The sequence below is a fragment of the Martelella sp. HB161492 genome, from assembly GCF_013184775.1.
Taxonomy (GTDB): Bacteria; Pseudomonadota; Alphaproteobacteria; order Rhizobiales; family Rhizobiaceae; genus Martelella.
Genome location: NZ_JAATVV010000001.1, coordinates 486,904 through 501,559, shown reverse-complemented (window position 1 = coordinate 501,559; position 14,656 = coordinate 486,904). Strand labels below are relative to the sequence as shown.

Annotated in this window: 17 protein-coding genes and 1 tRNA gene; 8 read left to right on the top strand and 10 right to left on the bottom strand. The window is 60.4% G+C overall.

Going from position 1 to position 14,656, the window contains the following annotated elements:
• The first annotated feature begins 8 nt into the window (after positions 1-8).
• From HCK86_RS02295 to HCK86_RS02270, 6 genes are all read left to right on the top strand, one after another.
• On the top strand, positions 9-215 hold the full coding sequence (locus HCK86_RS02295) for a hypothetical protein (RefSeq protein WP_176082836.1): 207 nt from the start codon (positions 9-11) through the stop codon (positions 213-215).
• 167 nt (positions 216-382) lie between these two features.
• The gene (locus HCK86_RS02290; RefSeq protein WP_176082835.1) at positions 383-754 is read left to right on the top strand and encodes a DUF883 family protein; all 372 of its coding nucleotides are present in this window, start codon (positions 383-385) and stop codon (positions 752-754) included.
• Positions 755-757: 3 nt separating this feature from the next.
• The gene (locus tag HCK86_RS02285) at positions 758-1,189 is read left to right on the top strand and encodes a hypothetical protein (protein ID WP_176082834.1); all 432 of its coding nucleotides are present in this window, start codon (positions 758-760) and stop codon (positions 1,187-1,189) included.
• A gap of 253 nt (positions 1,190-1,442) precedes the next feature.
• Positions 1,443-2,474: an aldo/keto reductase gene (locus tag HCK86_RS02280; RefSeq protein WP_210259786.1), complete on the top strand. Its 1,032-nt coding sequence runs from the start codon at positions 1,443-1,445 to the stop codon at positions 2,472-2,474.
• Positions 2,475-2,511: 37 nt separating this feature from the next.
• Positions 2,512-3,333 carry an aldo/keto reductase gene (locus HCK86_RS02275; RefSeq protein ID WP_176082833.1) on the top strand — a complete coding sequence of 274 codons (822 nt, stop codon included), beginning with the start codon at positions 2,512-2,514 and terminating at the stop codon, positions 3,331-3,333.
• A gap of 162 nt (positions 3,334-3,495) precedes the next feature.
• A complete protein-coding gene (locus HCK86_RS02270) occupies positions 3,496-3,768 on the top strand; it encodes an aspartate-semialdehyde dehydrogenase (protein WP_176082832.1) in 273 nt (90 codons plus the stop codon).
• Here HCK86_RS02270 and deoA read toward each other — a convergent pair.
• From deoA to msrA, 9 genes are all read right to left on the bottom strand, one after another.
• Positions 3,762-5,072: a thymidine phosphorylase gene (gene deoA / locus HCK86_RS02265; protein ID WP_176082831.1), complete on the bottom strand. Its 1,311-nt coding sequence runs from the start codon at positions 5,070-5,072 to the stop codon at positions 3,762-3,764. The genes HCK86_RS02270 and deoA overlap by 7 nt on opposite strands.
• A 5-nt stretch (positions 5,073-5,077) precedes the next feature.
• The gene (gene deoC / locus HCK86_RS02260; protein ID WP_176082830.1) at positions 5,078-5,851 is read right to left on the bottom strand and encodes a deoxyribose-phosphate aldolase; all 774 of its coding nucleotides are present in this window, start codon (positions 5,849-5,851) and stop codon (positions 5,078-5,080) included.
• Between the two features lie 4 nt (positions 5,852-5,855).
• Positions 5,856-6,647 carry a purine-nucleoside phosphorylase gene (locus HCK86_RS02255; RefSeq protein ID WP_176082829.1) on the bottom strand — a complete coding sequence of 264 codons (792 nt, stop codon included), beginning with the start codon at positions 6,645-6,647 and terminating at the stop codon, positions 5,856-5,858.
• The gene (locus HCK86_RS02250) at positions 6,644-7,042 is read right to left on the bottom strand and encodes a cytidine deaminase (RefSeq protein ID WP_176082828.1); all 399 of its coding nucleotides are present in this window, start codon (positions 7,040-7,042) and stop codon (positions 6,644-6,646) included. Before HCK86_RS02250 ends, HCK86_RS02255 begins: the two co-directional genes overlap by 4 nt.
• Before the next feature lies 1 nt (position 7,043).
• Positions 7,044-8,015, bottom strand: coding sequence for an ABC transporter permease (locus HCK86_RS02245; RefSeq protein WP_176082827.1), 972 nt, complete (start codon positions 8,013-8,015; stop codon positions 7,044-7,046).
• A 10-nt stretch (positions 8,016-8,025) separates the two neighbouring features.
• Entirely contained in the window at positions 8,026-9,129 is a 1,104-nt protein-coding gene (locus HCK86_RS02240; protein ID WP_176082826.1) for an ABC transporter permease, read from the bottom strand.
• Between the two features lie 7 nt (positions 9,130-9,136).
• A complete protein-coding gene (locus HCK86_RS02235) occupies positions 9,137-10,648 on the bottom strand; it encodes an ABC transporter ATP-binding protein (RefSeq protein WP_176082825.1) in 1,512 nt (503 codons plus the stop codon).
• 168 nt (positions 10,649-10,816) lie between these two features.
• Positions 10,817-11,815, bottom strand: a complete 999-nt coding sequence (locus tag HCK86_RS02230; protein WP_176082824.1) for a BMP family ABC transporter substrate-binding protein — start codon at positions 11,813-11,815, stop codon at positions 10,817-10,819.
• Between the two features lie 261 nt (positions 11,816-12,076).
• Positions 12,077-12,727: a peptide-methionine (S)-S-oxide reductase MsrA gene (msrA, locus tag HCK86_RS02225; protein WP_176082823.1), complete on the bottom strand. Its 651-nt coding sequence runs from the start codon at positions 12,725-12,727 to the stop codon at positions 12,077-12,079.
• Between the two features lie 273 nt (positions 12,728-13,000).
• Here msrA and HCK86_RS02220 point away from each other — a divergent pair.
• Positions 13,001-13,090, top strand: a tRNA-Ser gene (locus HCK86_RS02220).
• A 179-nt stretch (positions 13,091-13,269) separates the two neighbouring features.
• On the opposite strand, the gene HCK86_RS02215 is transcribed toward HCK86_RS02220, so the two are convergent.
• Positions 13,270-13,668: a VOC family protein gene (locus HCK86_RS02215; RefSeq protein WP_176082822.1), complete on the bottom strand. Its 399-nt coding sequence runs from the start codon at positions 13,666-13,668 to the stop codon at positions 13,270-13,272.
• 97 nt (positions 13,669-13,765) lie between these two features.
• On the opposite strand from HCK86_RS02215, the gene HCK86_RS02210 reads away from it, so the two are divergent.
• The gene (locus tag HCK86_RS02210; protein WP_176082821.1) at positions 13,766-14,482 is read left to right on the top strand and encodes a YafY family protein; all 717 of its coding nucleotides are present in this window, start codon (positions 13,766-13,768) and stop codon (positions 14,480-14,482) included.
• The last annotated feature ends 174 nt before the right edge of the window (positions 14,483-14,656 follow it).

Sequence of the window (14,656 nt, the reverse complement as noted above, 5' to 3'; positions counted from 1 at the left end):
ACACGATCATGAAAAAGCAGATGGTGGAATATGCCGGGCAACCGGTGGGAATAGTCGTGCCCGATAACGGGCGGCTGCGCTTTGTCGCGGTGAAATTTCATGTCCATGAGCTCGACGGGCGCTTCTACAACACCATGGACGAGCTCAGACGCGCCATCATGGCGCATGTGGGCAAGGGCAATATCGAGGGAATGCCATTGCCTGCGGCCGGATGAAGCGGCGTTTTTTCGTCATGGGAGACGAAAGAAGTCTGTGAACGGCGCCAGCACTTCCTATATGTTTTTCTGAGCATCTGAGGAATGCGCATTTTTCGCGATGGAACTGACAGGGCAGCTTGCGCATTCTACAGTTAGGTTGCCAGTTTCAACGACGGAGAAAGAACATGGTTGCAGCAAAAGCGACGGCGAAGGACACGGGCGAAACAGGCAAGACGGCGCCTGAGGATATCCAGGTTCAGATCGATCAGCTTCGCGACGATATCGCACAGCTGACCAAGCTGATCGGCGATCTCGGCACGGAAAAGGCGGCAGAGGCCAAGGCGCGCGCCGAGGAAGGTGTCGCATCCGCCAAGGCCCGGGCCGAGCGGATTCGCGACGAGGCCTATGCGGCGACCCAGGAAGCCTATGAGCGCGCCCGCGATGAAGCCATTTCCTTCGAGGAAGAGGTCGAAGAGCGGATCCGCATGAAGCCGATCCAGTCGGTTGCCATTGCTGCCAGCATTGGCTTTCTGGCCGCGCTTTTCACCCGGCGCTGATCGATGAACCGGATCATCGATTTCGCTGCCATCGCTCTTAGTCTTGATGGGCGGACCCTTGGTCGCGCGGCGCGGCGAAATGCCGTGGCCGGCGTGATCATTCTTGTCCTGCTGCTCTCAGCCTATGGCTGGGCTGTGGCGGCGTTGGCCATCTGGCTTTCGACAAAACTCGGTGCGCTGGGGGCCGTGCTGACCCTTGCACTTGCCTCGCTGGCGCTGGCTCTGTTCGCGCTTGTCTGGCTGATGCTGATGAACCGGGCAGACAAGCTGCGCTATGAAGAAGCCCGGATCGCCAATGCCGAGATGCTGACCGGTGTGCTGGGCCTGTTTCCGGCGATGATCAGGGAGCGGCCGATTTCCGGCCTGGCGGCCATTGCCGGCCTTGCCTTTCTCTTCACCCGCAATGCGACGGGTAAAAAGCGCCGGGACAGCTGAGCCCGGCCTTTGTCTTTTCTGACGGATGACATGGACCCTTTGCTGTCCGTCCGTTAGAGCGCCGGGCGTCCTTTTGGACGCACCAGGACGCTCTATCTTGTTGAATCCAAGCATCGTTCTTTTCGAAAATCGATTCCGATTTTCGAGCCGATGCGTTAGTCTTGAATTCCATTTTCGGGAGACGCATTCTGCGCCGGTCCCGTTCATTGCATTTCTGGAGAAGGACCGCGGCATTGGCCGCGGTGGAAACGTCATGACGCAATCAGGACAATCAGGAACCGACCTGCCGAAACGCGCCTTCGGCAAGACAGACATGATGATTACCCGGACCGGTTTCGGCGCCTGGGCGATCGGCGGCGGTGACTGGGCCTCCGGCTGGGGCGATCAGGATGACAGCGCATCGATTGCCGCCATTCGCCGCGCTGTGGCGCTTGGCGTCAACTGGATCGACACGGCTGCCGTTTATGGCCTCGGCCACTCCGAGGATGTGGTCCGGCGGGCGCTCGCCGATATTCCCCTGTCGGAGCGGCCTTATGTCTTCACCAAATGCGGTGTCGTCTGGGACGAGGCCGATCATGCCGCCCCGCCGAAGCGGATCGGCCATCCCGACAGCCTGAGACGTGAGCTTGACGCGTCGCTGAAACGTCTCGGGGTTGAGCGGATCGATCTTTATCAGGTGCACTGGCCCTCCGGCGATGTCCCGCTGGCTGACTACTGGGGCACGCTGTGCGAGATGCGGCGCGAGGGCAAGGTCAGGGCCATCGGCCTTTCCAACCATTCCGTTGCCGAACTCGAAGCGGCCGAAGTCATCGGCCATGTCGATACGCTGCAGCCGCCGTTTTCGGCAATCCGTCGCGATAGCGGTGAGAAATTGCTGCCCTGGTGCCTGGAGAACCAGACCGGCGTGATCTGCTATTCGCCGATGCAGGCCGGGCTTCTGACCGGGCGTTTCAGCAAGGAACGTGCTGCCAGCCTGCCGGAGAATGACTGGCGCCGCAACAATCAGCAGTTCAGCGGCGAAAAGCTTGCCGCCAATCTGGCGCTCGCCGATGCGCTGAAGCCGGTGGCCGCGCGTCACGGCGTCAGCCAGGCAGCGGTTGCCATCGGCTGGGTGCTGGCCTGGCCGGGACTGACCGGCGCCATTGTCGGCGCGCGCGCACCGGAGCAGATCGATGGCTGGATCGACGCCGCCTCGCTGGAACTCACGGCTGAGGACATGAGGGACATCGCCACCGCCATTGAGAAGACCGGTGCCGGAACCGGTCCTGTTCTGCCCGGGGCCTGAACGACATTCCCCCGCCCATTGCCTGAAGGAGACTATCATGAGCGAGATCGCAACCATCAACGGTATTCCGCAGCTTGGTTTCGGCACCTGGAAACGCAAGGGCGATGAGGGCTATCACGCGCTGATCGCAGCACTTGAGGCAGGCTATCGCCATGTCGATACGGCGCAGATCTATGAAAATGAGGCCGAGGTGGGACGGGCGCTCGGCGATTTCGGTCTGCCGCGCGAGGCGGTCTTCCTCACCACCAAGGTCTGGCCTGACCACTATGGCGCCGGCAAGATGATGCCGAGCGTTCATGAAAGCCTTGAAAAGCTCGGGGTCGATCACGTCGACCTGCTGCTGCTGCACTGGCCATCGAAGCATGGTGAAGTGCCGCTTGAGACCTATGTCAGCCAGCTGGCCGAAGTCTATGATGCCGGCCTTGCAAAGCGGATCGGCGTCTCGAATTTCACCAGAGCGTTGATCGCCGAAACCGAGACCCTGCTCGGTGACCGCAAGATCGCCACCAATCAGGTCGAGTGCCATGTCTTCATGAACAACCGCCCGATTGCCGATTTCTGCGCGGCGCGCAACATCCCGATCACCGCCTATTCACCGCTGGCCCAGGGCAAGGTGAAGGATGATCCGCTGCTGAACGAGATCGCCCGTGCCCATGGCGTTTCCGCTGGTGCGATCGCGCTTGCCTATCTCCTGCATCTCGGCATCATCGCCATCCCCACCTCAAGCGACAGAAACCGCGCGGCGGAGAACCTTGCCGCTGCTGATATCAGCCTGTCACCAGCTGAGATGGAGCGGCTCAAGCAGCTCGACAGCGGCGCACGCATTGTCAGCCCGGAATGGGGGCCGACCTTCGACTGAGGGCATGGCAAACTGGCAGCACTCGCCCAAGAGTGCTGCTAAATATTTGTTTTTTAATAAGAAAATAGAATTACCAATTGATGCCGACGGGAAAATACGGCAGGCTTGGCAAATGTCAACATGAAACGGAAGCCTTGCTTCTGAGAAAAAGGGGACATCTGCATGCATCTGGCATCTGAACGTGAATTGCTTGTCGCCGGCTACGGCCTGACCACCGCCCATATCCTTTACCGCCTTCCCGACTTCGAAACGTTGCTGCAAAGCTTCATCTGGCAGAACTATGACGTCGCGCCGGATTTCCCCGCAATGCGCAAATTCCTGAAATTCTGGGAAGAAAATCTCGATGGACCGCTGCACTCGGTGCGCTATACGCATCAGCGTCTGATCGGTCCGGAAGAATGCCAGCAGCTCTCAGGAGAACTGACCCTTCACTGAAACCGCCCGGCGATCAGCGGCCGTTCCGCTGGTTTTTCATCGCTGAGCGTGTAAGCAGCGATGATGTCGGCTTCACCCTGATGGGCATCATCGTCGCTGCGGGCATGAACAAGGGCGAGCGGGTCGCCCTTCTCCACAAAGGTGCCGAGCGGCAGCAGGCAGGAAAAGCCGACGCAATGGTCAATCCTGTCCTGGGGACGGGTGCGGCCGCCGCCAAGCGCGACAACGCTCATCCCGACGGCCCGGGCATCGACGCGTGTGAGATAGCCGGCCCTGGGGGCCGGGGCTGCACGCGTGACCGGCGACAGGCCGAGATAGCGTTCGGGCCGCTCGACAAAGTCATGCGGTCCGCCAAGCGCCGTGACCATGCGGGCAAAATGATCCAGCGCCGATCCATCGGTCAGAACCCGGCGTGCCAGTGCCTCGGCATCTGCAGGCGTTGGAACCAGGCCTGCGCCGGCGATCATTTCGGCGGCAAGGGCAATGGTGACGGCTTCAAGCCGCGTGCCCTTCTTCTCGCCCTTGAGGAAGGCAAGTGCATTGCGGACTTCGACGGCATTGCCGGCGGAATCGGCAAGCGGCTCGTTCATATCGGTGATCAGCGCCGTGGTTTTCAGTCCAGCACCATTGGCGACGTCGACCAGAAGACGGGCAAGTGCCGCCGCCTTTTCCGCCGTGTCCATAAAGGCGCCACTGCCGCTCTTCACGTCGAGCACGAGGGTTTGCAGGCCGGCTGCGAGTTTTTTCGACAGGATCGAGGCGACGATCAGCGGCATGGATTCCACGGTCGCAGTCACATCGCGAATGGCATAGAGCCTGCGGTCGGCCGGGGCCAGATCGCCGGTCTGGCCGATGATCGCCGCGCCGGTTTCAGCCACAACCCTGCGGAACAGTGTCTCATCCGGTGTCGTGTTGTAGCCGGGAATGGATTCCAGCTTGTCGAGCGTGCCGCCGGTGGCGCCGAGCCCGCGCCCGGAAATCATCGGCACGGCCAGACCGGCCGCTGCGGCGATCGGTGCCAGCATCAGCGAGACGTTGTCGCCTATGCCGCCGGTCGAATGCTTGTCGGCGACCGGCCGCTCGCTTTCAGGCCAGGTGAGAACATCACCGCTGTCACGCATGGCCTTGGTCAGCGCCACGGTCTCGTCGCGGTTCATGCCGCTGAAATAGACCGCCATGGCAAAGGCTGCCGCCTGGCCTTCGGTGACGCGGTCATCGGTCAGCCCGGCGATGAATGAGGCGATCTCGCGCTCATCAAGCACCAGGCCATCGCGTTTCCTGCGAATGGTTTCCTGCGGCAGCATCGCCGTCAGTATCCGCCGGACATGGCGGTCGACTGGCGACCATCGAGAATATTGAGAATATCGGTCATCAGGCTCGATGCGCCGAAGCGGAAGGTTGACGGCAGCACCCAGCCTTCGCCCATCACGGTTTCGGCAAGGCTGAGATACAGCCTGGCATCTGCAACACTGGAAATCCCGCCAGCCGGCTTGAAGCCGACCCGGCGTTCGGTGTTGCGGATCACGCCGAGCATGATATCGGCGGCCTCGAGCGTGGCATTGACGGCGACCTTGCCGGTCGAGGTCTTGATGAAATCCGCCCCTTCCTCAATGGCAATTTCGGCGGCGCGGCGAATGAGTGCGGCATCGCCAAGCTCGCCCGTCTCGAGAATGACCTTCAGCAGAACCGGTTCGCGGCACTGGAAGCGGATGGCGCGGACCATCTCGCTGACGGCCCATTCATTGCCAGCCTTCAGCTTATGATAGGGGATGACGAGATCAATTTCGTCGGCACCGTCGCGGATGGCGCGTTCGGTTTCTTCCTCAACCGCGGAGATCGGCAGATTGCCGCCCGGAAAATTCACCACCGTGGCGATCTTGATCATGTGATCATCGCCGAGCATCTGCCGGGCGAGCGCAACAAAACGCGGCCAGATGCAGATTGCGGCTGTCGGGCCATAGGGTGAATGGGCGCGCGCGATCAGATCCTTGATATCGTTCTCGGTGCAATCATCCTGCAGATTGGTCAGATCGAGCAGCGAAAGCGAGACGGATGCGGTCTGCTGCAGACTGGGATTGTTCATGGTGTTATCCCCCGAGCGCCTGTTTGAGGATTGCTGTCAGCTTGTGACCGCCGACAGGCGCCATTTCCTTGGTTTCATCATGACCGAGTTCGCCGGCCGTCATGCCGGCTCCGAAATTGGTAATCACCGAGGCCGCAGCTACCCTGAGACCAAGGAAGCGGGCGAGAATGACCTCCGGCACGGTCGACATGCCGACGGCATCGGCGCCGAGAATGCGTGCCATGCGGATTTCAGCCGGCGTTTCGAAGCTCGGACCGGAAAACCACATATAGACGCCTTCGGCAAGGTCAATCTCGCATGTTCGTGCCGCTTCGCGCAAGCTTTCGCACAAGCCCAAGTCATAGGCATGGGTCATTCCGACAAAGCGATGGTCGGATTTTTCACCGATCAGCGGGTTCAGGCCCGAATAGTTGATGTGATCGGAAAGCAGCATGACCGAGCCGGGTGGCATATCGTCGCGCAACGACCCGGCGGCATTGGTGAGGACGAGGTTTTTCACGCCGAGCGTGGCAAGGGTCTGAAGCGGCACGCGCATGGCATCGGCCTGGCCCTGCTCGTAATAATGTACCCGGCCAGACAGGACGATCACCGGCGTACCGGCAAGCATGCCGGCGATCAGCCGGGCGGCGTGGCCGCTGACCTGGCTTTGCGGAAACCCCGGAAGATCGGCGAAATCAAAGCTTTTCGGATGCTCGATCTCTGTGGCGAGACCACCGAGACCGGAGCCGAGAATGAGCGCCGTCTCGGCTGAAAAACCGCCAAGGCTGTGCCGAAGCAGTTCGGCTGCGGCCGTCATCCGATCGCACCTGTTTCAAACACATGCGGCAGAAGTTCGGCAATCGTCATCTCCTTGGCGACGCCGCCGTCATCGCACAGATAGATCCGCGTTTCGGCATCGGCAAATTCGGCGATCTTCTGCCGGCAGCCGCCACAGGGCGGGCAAAGTGCCAGTTTCGGCGCATAAACGGCAATGGCAGCGATCTTTCTGGCGCCGCCCATGATCATGTGGCCGATGGCGACGCCCTCGGCACAGAGCCCCTCGGGAAAGGCCAGATTTTCGATATTGGCACCGGCATAGAGGATACCGTCATCGCCAAGGATGGCCGCACCGACGGAGAATTTCGAATAGGGCGCATAGGCCTTGCCGCTCGCAGCCTTTGCCGCTTCGAACAGCGTTTTGGTGGCGTTCATCTCAACGCTCCTTGGTATAGGGCTGGCCGCTTGCCCTGGGCGGGCGCGACACGCCGATGAAGCCGGCCAGAAGCACGCAGGTCAGGATATAGGGCAGCGACTGGAACACCTGCACCGGCACCACGCCGATCAGCGGCAGCGGCTTGCCCTGCATGAAATTGGAAAAGGCATCGAGAAAGCCGAACAGAAGGCAGGCAAACATGACCGGAACCGGCTTCCATTTGGCAAATACGAGCGCTGCCAGTGCGATATAGCCCTTGCCGGCCGACATATCCTTGACGAAGGCGGCGGACTGGGCAATCGACAGATAGGTTCCGGCAAAGCCGCCCATGAAACCGGCAAGCACCAGCGCCTGATAGCGTTGCAGCGTCACCGAAATACCGGCGGTGTCGACGGCGCCGGGATTTTCGCCGACGGCGCGGAGCCTGAGGCCGAAGCGCGTGCGGAACAGGATCCACCAGGCGATCGGCACGGCGGCGAAGGCCATGTAGGTCAGGATGTTATGGCCGGAAATCACCTGGGCATAGAGCGGGCCGATGAAGGGTACATCCTTGATGGCATCCGCACCGGGCAGGGTGATGCCGGTGAAGCGGGCATCATTGCTCACCGAGGGTGTGCGTCCGCCCTGATGGAACCAGGCATTGCCGAGCACGACGGTAAGCCCGGCCGCGACGAAATTGAGCGCCACGCCCGAAACCACCTGATCGCCGCGATGGGTGATCGAGGCAAAGCCGTGCACCAGCGAGAAACAGATGGATATGAGGATACCGGCGCCGAGCCCGGCCCAGGCGGAACCGGTGAGATAGGCGACCACGGCCGAGGCGAAGGCCGATGCCAGCATCTTGCCCTCAAGACCGATATCGACAATGCCGGCACGTTCGGAAAACAGGCCCGCAAGGGCGGTGAAGATCAGCGGAACCGAGAGACGGATGGTGGAGGCAAGGACGCTGATGAAGATTTCGTAGTGTTCCATGATGCTCACCTCACGCCTTGGCCCGTCGCAGATAGGTGCGGATGATTGCCGGTCGGAACATGTGTTCCAGCGCACCGGCAAACAGGATCACCAGACCCTGGATCACGATGATCATGTCGCGGGTGATCGCCGGAACCTCGAAGTTGAGATCGGCGCCGCCCTGATAGAGCGCGCCGAAAAGGAAGGCCGCGAGAATGATGCCGATCGGGTGATTGCGGCCCATCAGCGCCACGGCGATGCCGACAAAACCGGCGCCTGAGACGAAATCCACCTGCAGGCGCTGCGACGCGCCCATCACCACATTGAGTGACATCATGCCGGCCAGACCACCGGAAATCAGCATGGTCAGGATCACGGTGCGAACATAGGGAATGCCGGCATAGACGGCAGCCGAGGGTGAGGCGCCGAGCGTGCGGATCTCATAGCCGAATTTGGTGCGCCAGATCAAAAGCCAGACGAGAAAGGCCATGACGAGCGCGATCAGGAATGACACGTTGAAGGGCGCAGGTCCAAGCTTCAGCCCGAACAGCGCCATCAGCCAGCCAAGATCGGGCAACTGTCCGCCGGGCAGGAAGGTCCGGGTTTCCGGTGACATCCGGCCGGGAACCTTCAGCACATTGACGAGCAGATAGACCATCAGCGTTGCAGCAATGAAGTTGAACATGATGGTGGTGATGACGATATGGCTGCCGCGGGTAGCCTGCAGCCAGGCCGGAATAAAGGCCCAGGCCGCACCGAAGGCGGCCGACGCAACGATCGCGAAAGGCATGGTGACATACCACGGCACGTAATGATCAAGCGCCAGCGCCACCAATGCAGCGCCAAGACCGCCGACATAGGCCTGACCTTCGGAACCGATATTGAACAGGCCCGCCTTGTAGGCAACGGCAACCGAGAGCCCGGTAAAGATGAAGCTCGTCGCATAGAACAGGGTGAAGCCGAGCCCCATGCCGGAACCAACGGCGCCCTGAACCATGATCTTCAGTGCGTAGAACGGGTTGACCCCGATGATGAAGATCACAATGCCGGAAATGAAGAAGGCGAAGAGGAGGTTTACGAGCGGGATCAGCGCGTAATTGATCCAGCCGGGAATGCTTTTACTGTCAGTGCTCATCTCGTCCTCACGCCGCGATGCCGGCCATCATCAGGCCCAGTTGCTGTTCTTCGGCATCCGGCGTCTTCTCGCCGACAATGCTGCCGGCAAACATCACCAGAATTCGGTCGGAGAGCGAACGGATCTCGTCGAGCTCGACCGAGACCAGCAGCACTGCCTTGCCGGCATCGCGCATATCGATGATCCGGCGATGAATGAATTCGATCGCACCGATATCGACACCGCGTGTCGGCTGGCCGATCACCAGAATATCCGGATCGCGCTCGATTTCGCGGGCAACGACGATTTTCTGCTGATTGCCGCCGGAGAAATTGGCGGTCTTCAGCGTCGGCGATGGCGGGCGGATATCGTATTTCTCGATCTTGTCGCGCGCATCCTTCAGGATCGCACGGCGATCCAGCATGCCGGCTTTGCCGTAGCGGTGATCATTGTGATAGCCGAGGATTGCATTTTCCTGCTCCTCGAAGGGCAGGACGAGGCCCATATGGTGACGGTCTTCCGGGATATGGGCAAGGCCGAGCCTGCGCATCAGCGCCGGGTCGGGACGTTCCAGCTTGCGGCCATTGACATAGATCTCGCCGGAATGGGGCTTGCGGATGCCGGCAATGGCCTCCAGCAGTTCCGACTGGCCATTCCCGGCAACACCGGCAATGCCGACAAGCTCACCGGCGCGCACATCAAAGGAGACATTGTCGACCATGGTCACGCCGCGCATATCCTTGACGGTGAGATTGCGCACCGAAAGCAGCACTTCGCCCGGATTGGCGGGGCCCTTGTCGACATGCAGCAGCACCCGGCGGCCGACCATCAGCTCGGCCAGTTCTTCCACCGTGGTCTCGGCAGTCTTGCGGGTTGCCACCATCTCGCCGCGGCGCATGACCGAGACATTGTCGGTAATCGCCATGATCTCGCGCAGCTTGTGGGTGATCAGGATGATGGTCTTGCCCTGTTCGCGCAGCACCGCGAGAATGCGGAACAGGTGGTCGGCTTCCGCCGGTGTCAGGACACCGGTCGGTTCGTCGAGAATCAGGATCTCGGCGCCGCGATACATGGCTTTGAGAATTTCGACGCGCTGCTGCAGGCCGACGGGCAGTTCCTCGATGATGGCGTCGGGGTCGACCTTGAGCCCGTAGCTTTCCTCGAGGTTCCTCAATTCGGCCCGCGCCTTGGCAATGCCGCGCTTCAAGAGGCTGCCGTCCTCGGCGCCGAGCATGACATTTTCCAGGACCGTGAAATTTTCGACCAGCATGAAATGCTGGTGCACCATGCCGATGCCGGCGCCGATGGCAGCCTGGCTGTCGGTAATGGTGGTCTCCTTGCCATTGACGAGGATCTTTCCGGAATCGGCCTGATAGAAGCCGTAAAGGATCGACATCAGCGTCGATTTGCCGGCGCCATTTTCGCCAATGATGCCGTGGATCGTTCCCTTTTCGACCTTGAGGTCGATATTCTTGTTGGCGTGAACTGCGCCGAAGCTCTTGTCGATGCCGATCAGTTCAATAGCGGGTGAAGTGGTCAATAGGCTTGCCCCTGAAAAGCGTTACGACGCTTCCGGCCGGCGCAGTGCCGCCGGAATGACCCGTCGTCGTGGTCAGGACCGGAACATGAACAATGTCCGGCCCCAGCAAGTGAACGGAAAAGCCCGCTCCGGCCCTTGTCGCGGGGCAGGAGCGGGCTTGCCATTTGATTACTGCCAGCCCGGGCAGCTGTCGTCGGTGGTGAAGTCGTGCACGGTGATCGTGCCGGCGATAATGTCAGCCTTCGCCTTTTCGGCTGCAGCGACCATATCCGGGGTCAGAAGCGCCTTGTTGTTGTCGTCAACGGCATAGCCAACGCCGTCTTCGGCAAGGCCGAGGCTCTGGACGCCGGTGGTGAAGGTGCCATCCATGGCTTCCTTGAAGCCGTCATAGACGACATTGTCGACGCGCTTGACCATCGAGGTCAGAACCGAACCCGGATGCAGGTAGTTCTGGTTGGAATCGACGCCGATCGAGTAGATGCCGTTGTCGGCTGCCGTCTGCAGCACGCCAAGACCGGTGGCGCCAGCTGCCGCATAGATCACGTCGGCGCCCTGGTCGATCTGGTTCTTGGCCAGTTCGCCACCGCGCACCGGATCGTTCCAGGCAGCGCCCGTGGTGCCGGTCATGACACGGAAGGTTTCGATGTCGGGATTAACGGCGGAGGCACCCTGGGTGTAGCCGCAGGCGAATTTGTTGATCAGCGGGCTGTCCATGCCGCCGACAAAGCCAAGCTTGCCGGTTTTCGACTGCATCGCCGCCAGCAGGCCGACGAGATAGGAACCTTCGTCTTCCTTGAAGGTGACCGAACGGACATTGTCGGCCGGGACGACGGAATCGATCAGGATGAACTGGGTATCGGGAAATTCAGCCGCGACTTTCTCGACGGCCGAGGTCCAGGCGAAGGAGGCGGCGACGATCGGCGAAAAGCCCTTGGAGGCGAAGTTTCTGAGCGCCTGTTCACCCTGGGTGTCGTCGGTCGGCTCGAAATCGCGATAGTCAACGCCGGTTTCGGCCTTGAACTTTTCAGCGCCGTTATAGGCTGATTCATTGAAGGACTTGTCGAATTTGCCGCCGGTGCCGTAAACGATGGCCGGCTTGATGTCCGCAGCAAGCGCTGTCGAGGACAAGGCCGAAACGGCAATAAGGCTCAGGATGATTTTTTTCATGTTGCAGCTCTGTTCCCTGTAATAGATCTTGGTCCAGCGCGTATTGTCCCGATCTATACGGGAAGTTCAAACGCGTCCCCCCGGCAGAAATCCGCCAGGCCGTAAGCATCGTTGCACGGCTTTGACAAAATTTCATCACAAAATTTCCTGACTGGTCAAAATTTGCACGACCAATTTTGCCGCGGTCGCGAAGAAAAAGAAAAGGGGCCGCAAAGCCCCTTTTCTTCATTCTATCAATGGTGATCCGGCAGGTCGTGGCGATCAGCCGATCGGGCAGCTGACCCCGGTGCCGCGCAGACCGCAATATCCATTGGGGTTTTTGGCCAGATATTGCTGGTGATAATCCTCGGCCGCGTAGAAAGCTCCGGCCTCGGCGATCTCGGTTGTAACCTTATTCGGGCGCCCGTCTTCGGCAAGTGCGTTTTCGAAGGCTGCGGCGATGGTCCGCGCTTCAGTCAGTTCATCCTTATCTTTCAGATAGATCGCGGAACGATAGGTTGTTCCTATGTCATTACCTTGGCGCATGCCCTGAGTCGGGTCATGCGCTTCGAAGAAGATCTTCAGCAGCGCCTTCAGGGAGATGACGGCGGGATCATAGACAACCTTCACCACTTCCGTGTGGCCGGTCAGCCCTGTGCAGGTCTCCTCGTAAGTCGGGTTCGGGGTGATGCCACCGGAATAGCCGGCAACCGTGACGTAAACGCCGGGCGTGTTCCACAGCAGCCGTTCCGCGCCCCAGAAACATCCCATGCCGAGCAACACCTCCTTCATCTGGTCGGGAAAGGGTGGCGCAAGCGGCCGTCCGCTGACGAAATGGGTCATGGCCGTCGGGATCGGCTGGGCGCGGCCGGGCAACGCGGTTTCGGCCGTGGGCAGGGAAAGCTTGTCGCGTTTCAGCGCATTGAAAAGCATGGCGGTCTCCTGGAAAAAGATCCAGACGCTGGCGGGAACAGGCTGTCGCCATGCCCGGCGCCGGATGTCTGTTGCCTTAGGTAATGCCTCACATGGCCTGCGGCAAGATCACGCATCACGGTCCCGGGCGGCAGGGATGCCGGCAAAAACAGGAGATTGGACCGCGCCGGCCGACTTTTACGGCATGATTTCAAAAATCTGTCAGATTCGGGTTGATAACCGCGCCGCCATCGGTATATATCGCGCCGACCTGCCCGGTTCGGGCGGTATCAAGGACAGGTGGCCGAGTGGTTGAAGGCGCACGCCTGGAACGCGTGTATACGGGAAACCGTATCGAGGGTTCGAATCCCTCTCTGTCCGCCATTTTCCCAGATCAGACATGAAAATTATCATTTTAAATCAATGATTCATTGATTTTCGAAACTGTTTTTCTGCTCCCGAGTTTCGTTTTGCCACTCATCCCGCGCCGCTTTGGCCGGAGGGCGCGTCGTGTTGCTCATGCGCAGAGCATCAGTCTCCGACCTGCGACGCGCTCTGGAAGCTTATCGCGCGGCAAAGCGCTTCCTGGCGGCCTCCGTTTCCGGCATGTAAAGCGACACCGGATTGCCCTCAGGGTCGCGAAACTGAAATGTCCTGTTGCCCCATGGCATTGTTTTCAGGTCGTGCACCAGTTCCACCCTGTCCCTCAGCCGTTCGAATTCGGCATCAATATCCTCGACCTCAAATTCCAGATAGGCCGTGCGATTTGCGCCTGCCTCACCGCTTCCTTCTTTCCAGAGGGCAACGGTCTGCACTGCGCCGATTGAAAGCGTTGCGCCCGGCCCGACGATTTCGGCGAAAACCGGAGCGAGCCATTCGGCGCGCCGGCCAAGGATCATCTCATAAAAGGCGACCATCTCTTCGGGATTGGCGGCGATAAGGCGGACGGATGCGAGTTTCATTTTCTCTCCCTTCCCTTAGGACATTGCGTTGAAGTGCTGTTTGGGAGCTTGTCGCACAGGCCTGTTGCCACCATTATGGCAACAGGAGTCAGTTGCCATGCGCCGCGCAGATCGCTTATTTCAAATCATTCAGATATTGCGGCGTTCGGATCGGCCGGTGACGGCGGCTGCGATTGCCGAAGAGCTGGAAGTCTCCAAGCGCACGGTCTACCGTGATATCGCCGATCTGATCGGCCAGAGGGTTCCGGTTCAGGGCGAGGCAGGGTTCGGCTTCGTGCTTGACCGCAGTTATGAAATGCCACCGCTGATGCTCACCGCTGACGAAATCGAGGCCGCTGTCCTCGGTGCGCAATGGGTGTCGGCGCATTCCGACCGCCTGCTCGCCAATGCCGCCCGGGATCTTCTCGTCAAGATTGCCGCTGCTATCCCGCAAGAGCTTCGCCCCTTCATTGCCGAAGCGAGTGTTGCCGCCAGACAGCCTTTGGTTCCGGAGCCCGCAGATGCTCTTGCCGCGACGCTCCGCCAGTCCATTCGCGACAGGCGCAAGCTACGGCTCATCTACCGTGACGGGACCGGGAACGTGACCGACAGAGTGGTCTGGCCTGTCACCCTCGGCTATGCAGAGACCAGCCGTTTGCTGATCGGATGGTGCGAACTTCGCCAGGGCTTTCGCCACTTTCGGTGCGAGCGTATCGAGCGCGTCGAAATTCTGGATGAACCGATCGGTTTGCGTCTGGATGAACTCCGGCGTCGCTGGCAGCGCTGGAGGAGCGAGGCGCTGACGGCGCTGCGAACGGTTCCCAGGCAAAGCTGAGCGCCGAACGCACCGTGGTTGAGCTGAATGACGGCAAGGGGGCGAAAGCAACAGGTTACCCGAGATCCCGCACCGACAGGCCGTGCAGGATGGCTGTCAAAACCGGTTCTTCCTCAACGTCTCTGGGTCACCGCGTGTCAGCCCGGCCGGTGGGTACCGGCACCAACCCATCCG

Excerpts from the sequence above, each read along its gene's own strand:
- HCK86_RS02295 (WP_176082836.1), top strand. The coding sequence starts at position 9 with ATGAAAAAGCAGATGGTGGAATATGCCGGGCAACCGGTGGGAATAGTC.
- HCK86_RS02290 (WP_176082835.1), top strand. The coding sequence starts at position 383 with ATGGTTGCAGCAAAAGCGACGGCGAAGGACACGGGCGAAACAGGCAAG.
- HCK86_RS02285 (WP_176082834.1), top strand. The coding sequence starts at position 758 with ATGAACCGGATCATCGATTTCGCTGCCATCGCTCTTAGTCTTGATGGG.
- HCK86_RS02280 (WP_210259786.1), top strand. The coding sequence starts at position 1,443 with ATGACGCAATCAGGACAATCAGGAACCGACCTGCCGAAACGCGCCTTC.
- HCK86_RS02275 (WP_176082833.1), top strand. The coding sequence starts at position 2,512 with ATGAGCGAGATCGCAACCATCAACGGTATTCCGCAGCTTGGTTTCGGC.
- HCK86_RS02270 (WP_176082832.1), top strand. The coding sequence starts at position 3,496 with ATGCATCTGGCATCTGAACGTGAATTGCTTGTCGCCGGCTACGGCCTG.
- deoA (WP_176082831.1), bottom strand. The coding sequence starts at position 5,072 with ATGCTGCCGCAGGAAACCATTCGCAGGAAACGCGATGGCCTGGTGCTT.
- deoC (WP_176082830.1), bottom strand. The coding sequence starts at position 5,851 with ATGAACAATCCCAGTCTGCAGCAGACCGCATCCGTCTCGCTTTCGCTG.
- HCK86_RS02255 (WP_176082829.1), bottom strand. The coding sequence starts at position 6,647 with ATGACGGCCGCAGCCGAACTGCTTCGGCACAGCCTTGGCGGTTTTTCA.
- HCK86_RS02250 (WP_176082828.1), bottom strand. The coding sequence starts at position 7,042 with ATGAACGCCACCAAAACGCTGTTCGAAGCGGCAAAGGCTGCGAGCGGC.
- HCK86_RS02245 (WP_176082827.1), bottom strand. The coding sequence starts at position 8,015 with ATGGAACACTACGAAATCTTCATCAGCGTCCTTGCCTCCACCATCCGT.
- HCK86_RS02240 (WP_176082826.1), bottom strand. The coding sequence starts at position 9,129 with ATGAGCACTGACAGTAAAAGCATTCCCGGCTGGATCAATTACGCGCTG.
- HCK86_RS02230 (WP_176082824.1), bottom strand. The coding sequence starts at position 11,815 with ATGAAAAAAATCATCCTGAGCCTTATTGCCGTTTCGGCCTTGTCCTCG.
- msrA (WP_176082823.1), bottom strand. The coding sequence starts at position 12,727 with ATGCTTTTCAATGCGCTGAAACGCGACAAGCTTTCCCTGCCCACGGCC.
- HCK86_RS02215 (WP_176082822.1), bottom strand. The coding sequence starts at position 13,668 with ATGAAACTCGCATCCGTCCGCCTTATCGCCGCCAATCCCGAAGAGATG.
- HCK86_RS02210 (WP_176082821.1), top strand. The coding sequence starts at position 13,766 with ATGCGCCGCGCAGATCGCTTATTTCAAATCATTCAGATATTGCGGCGT.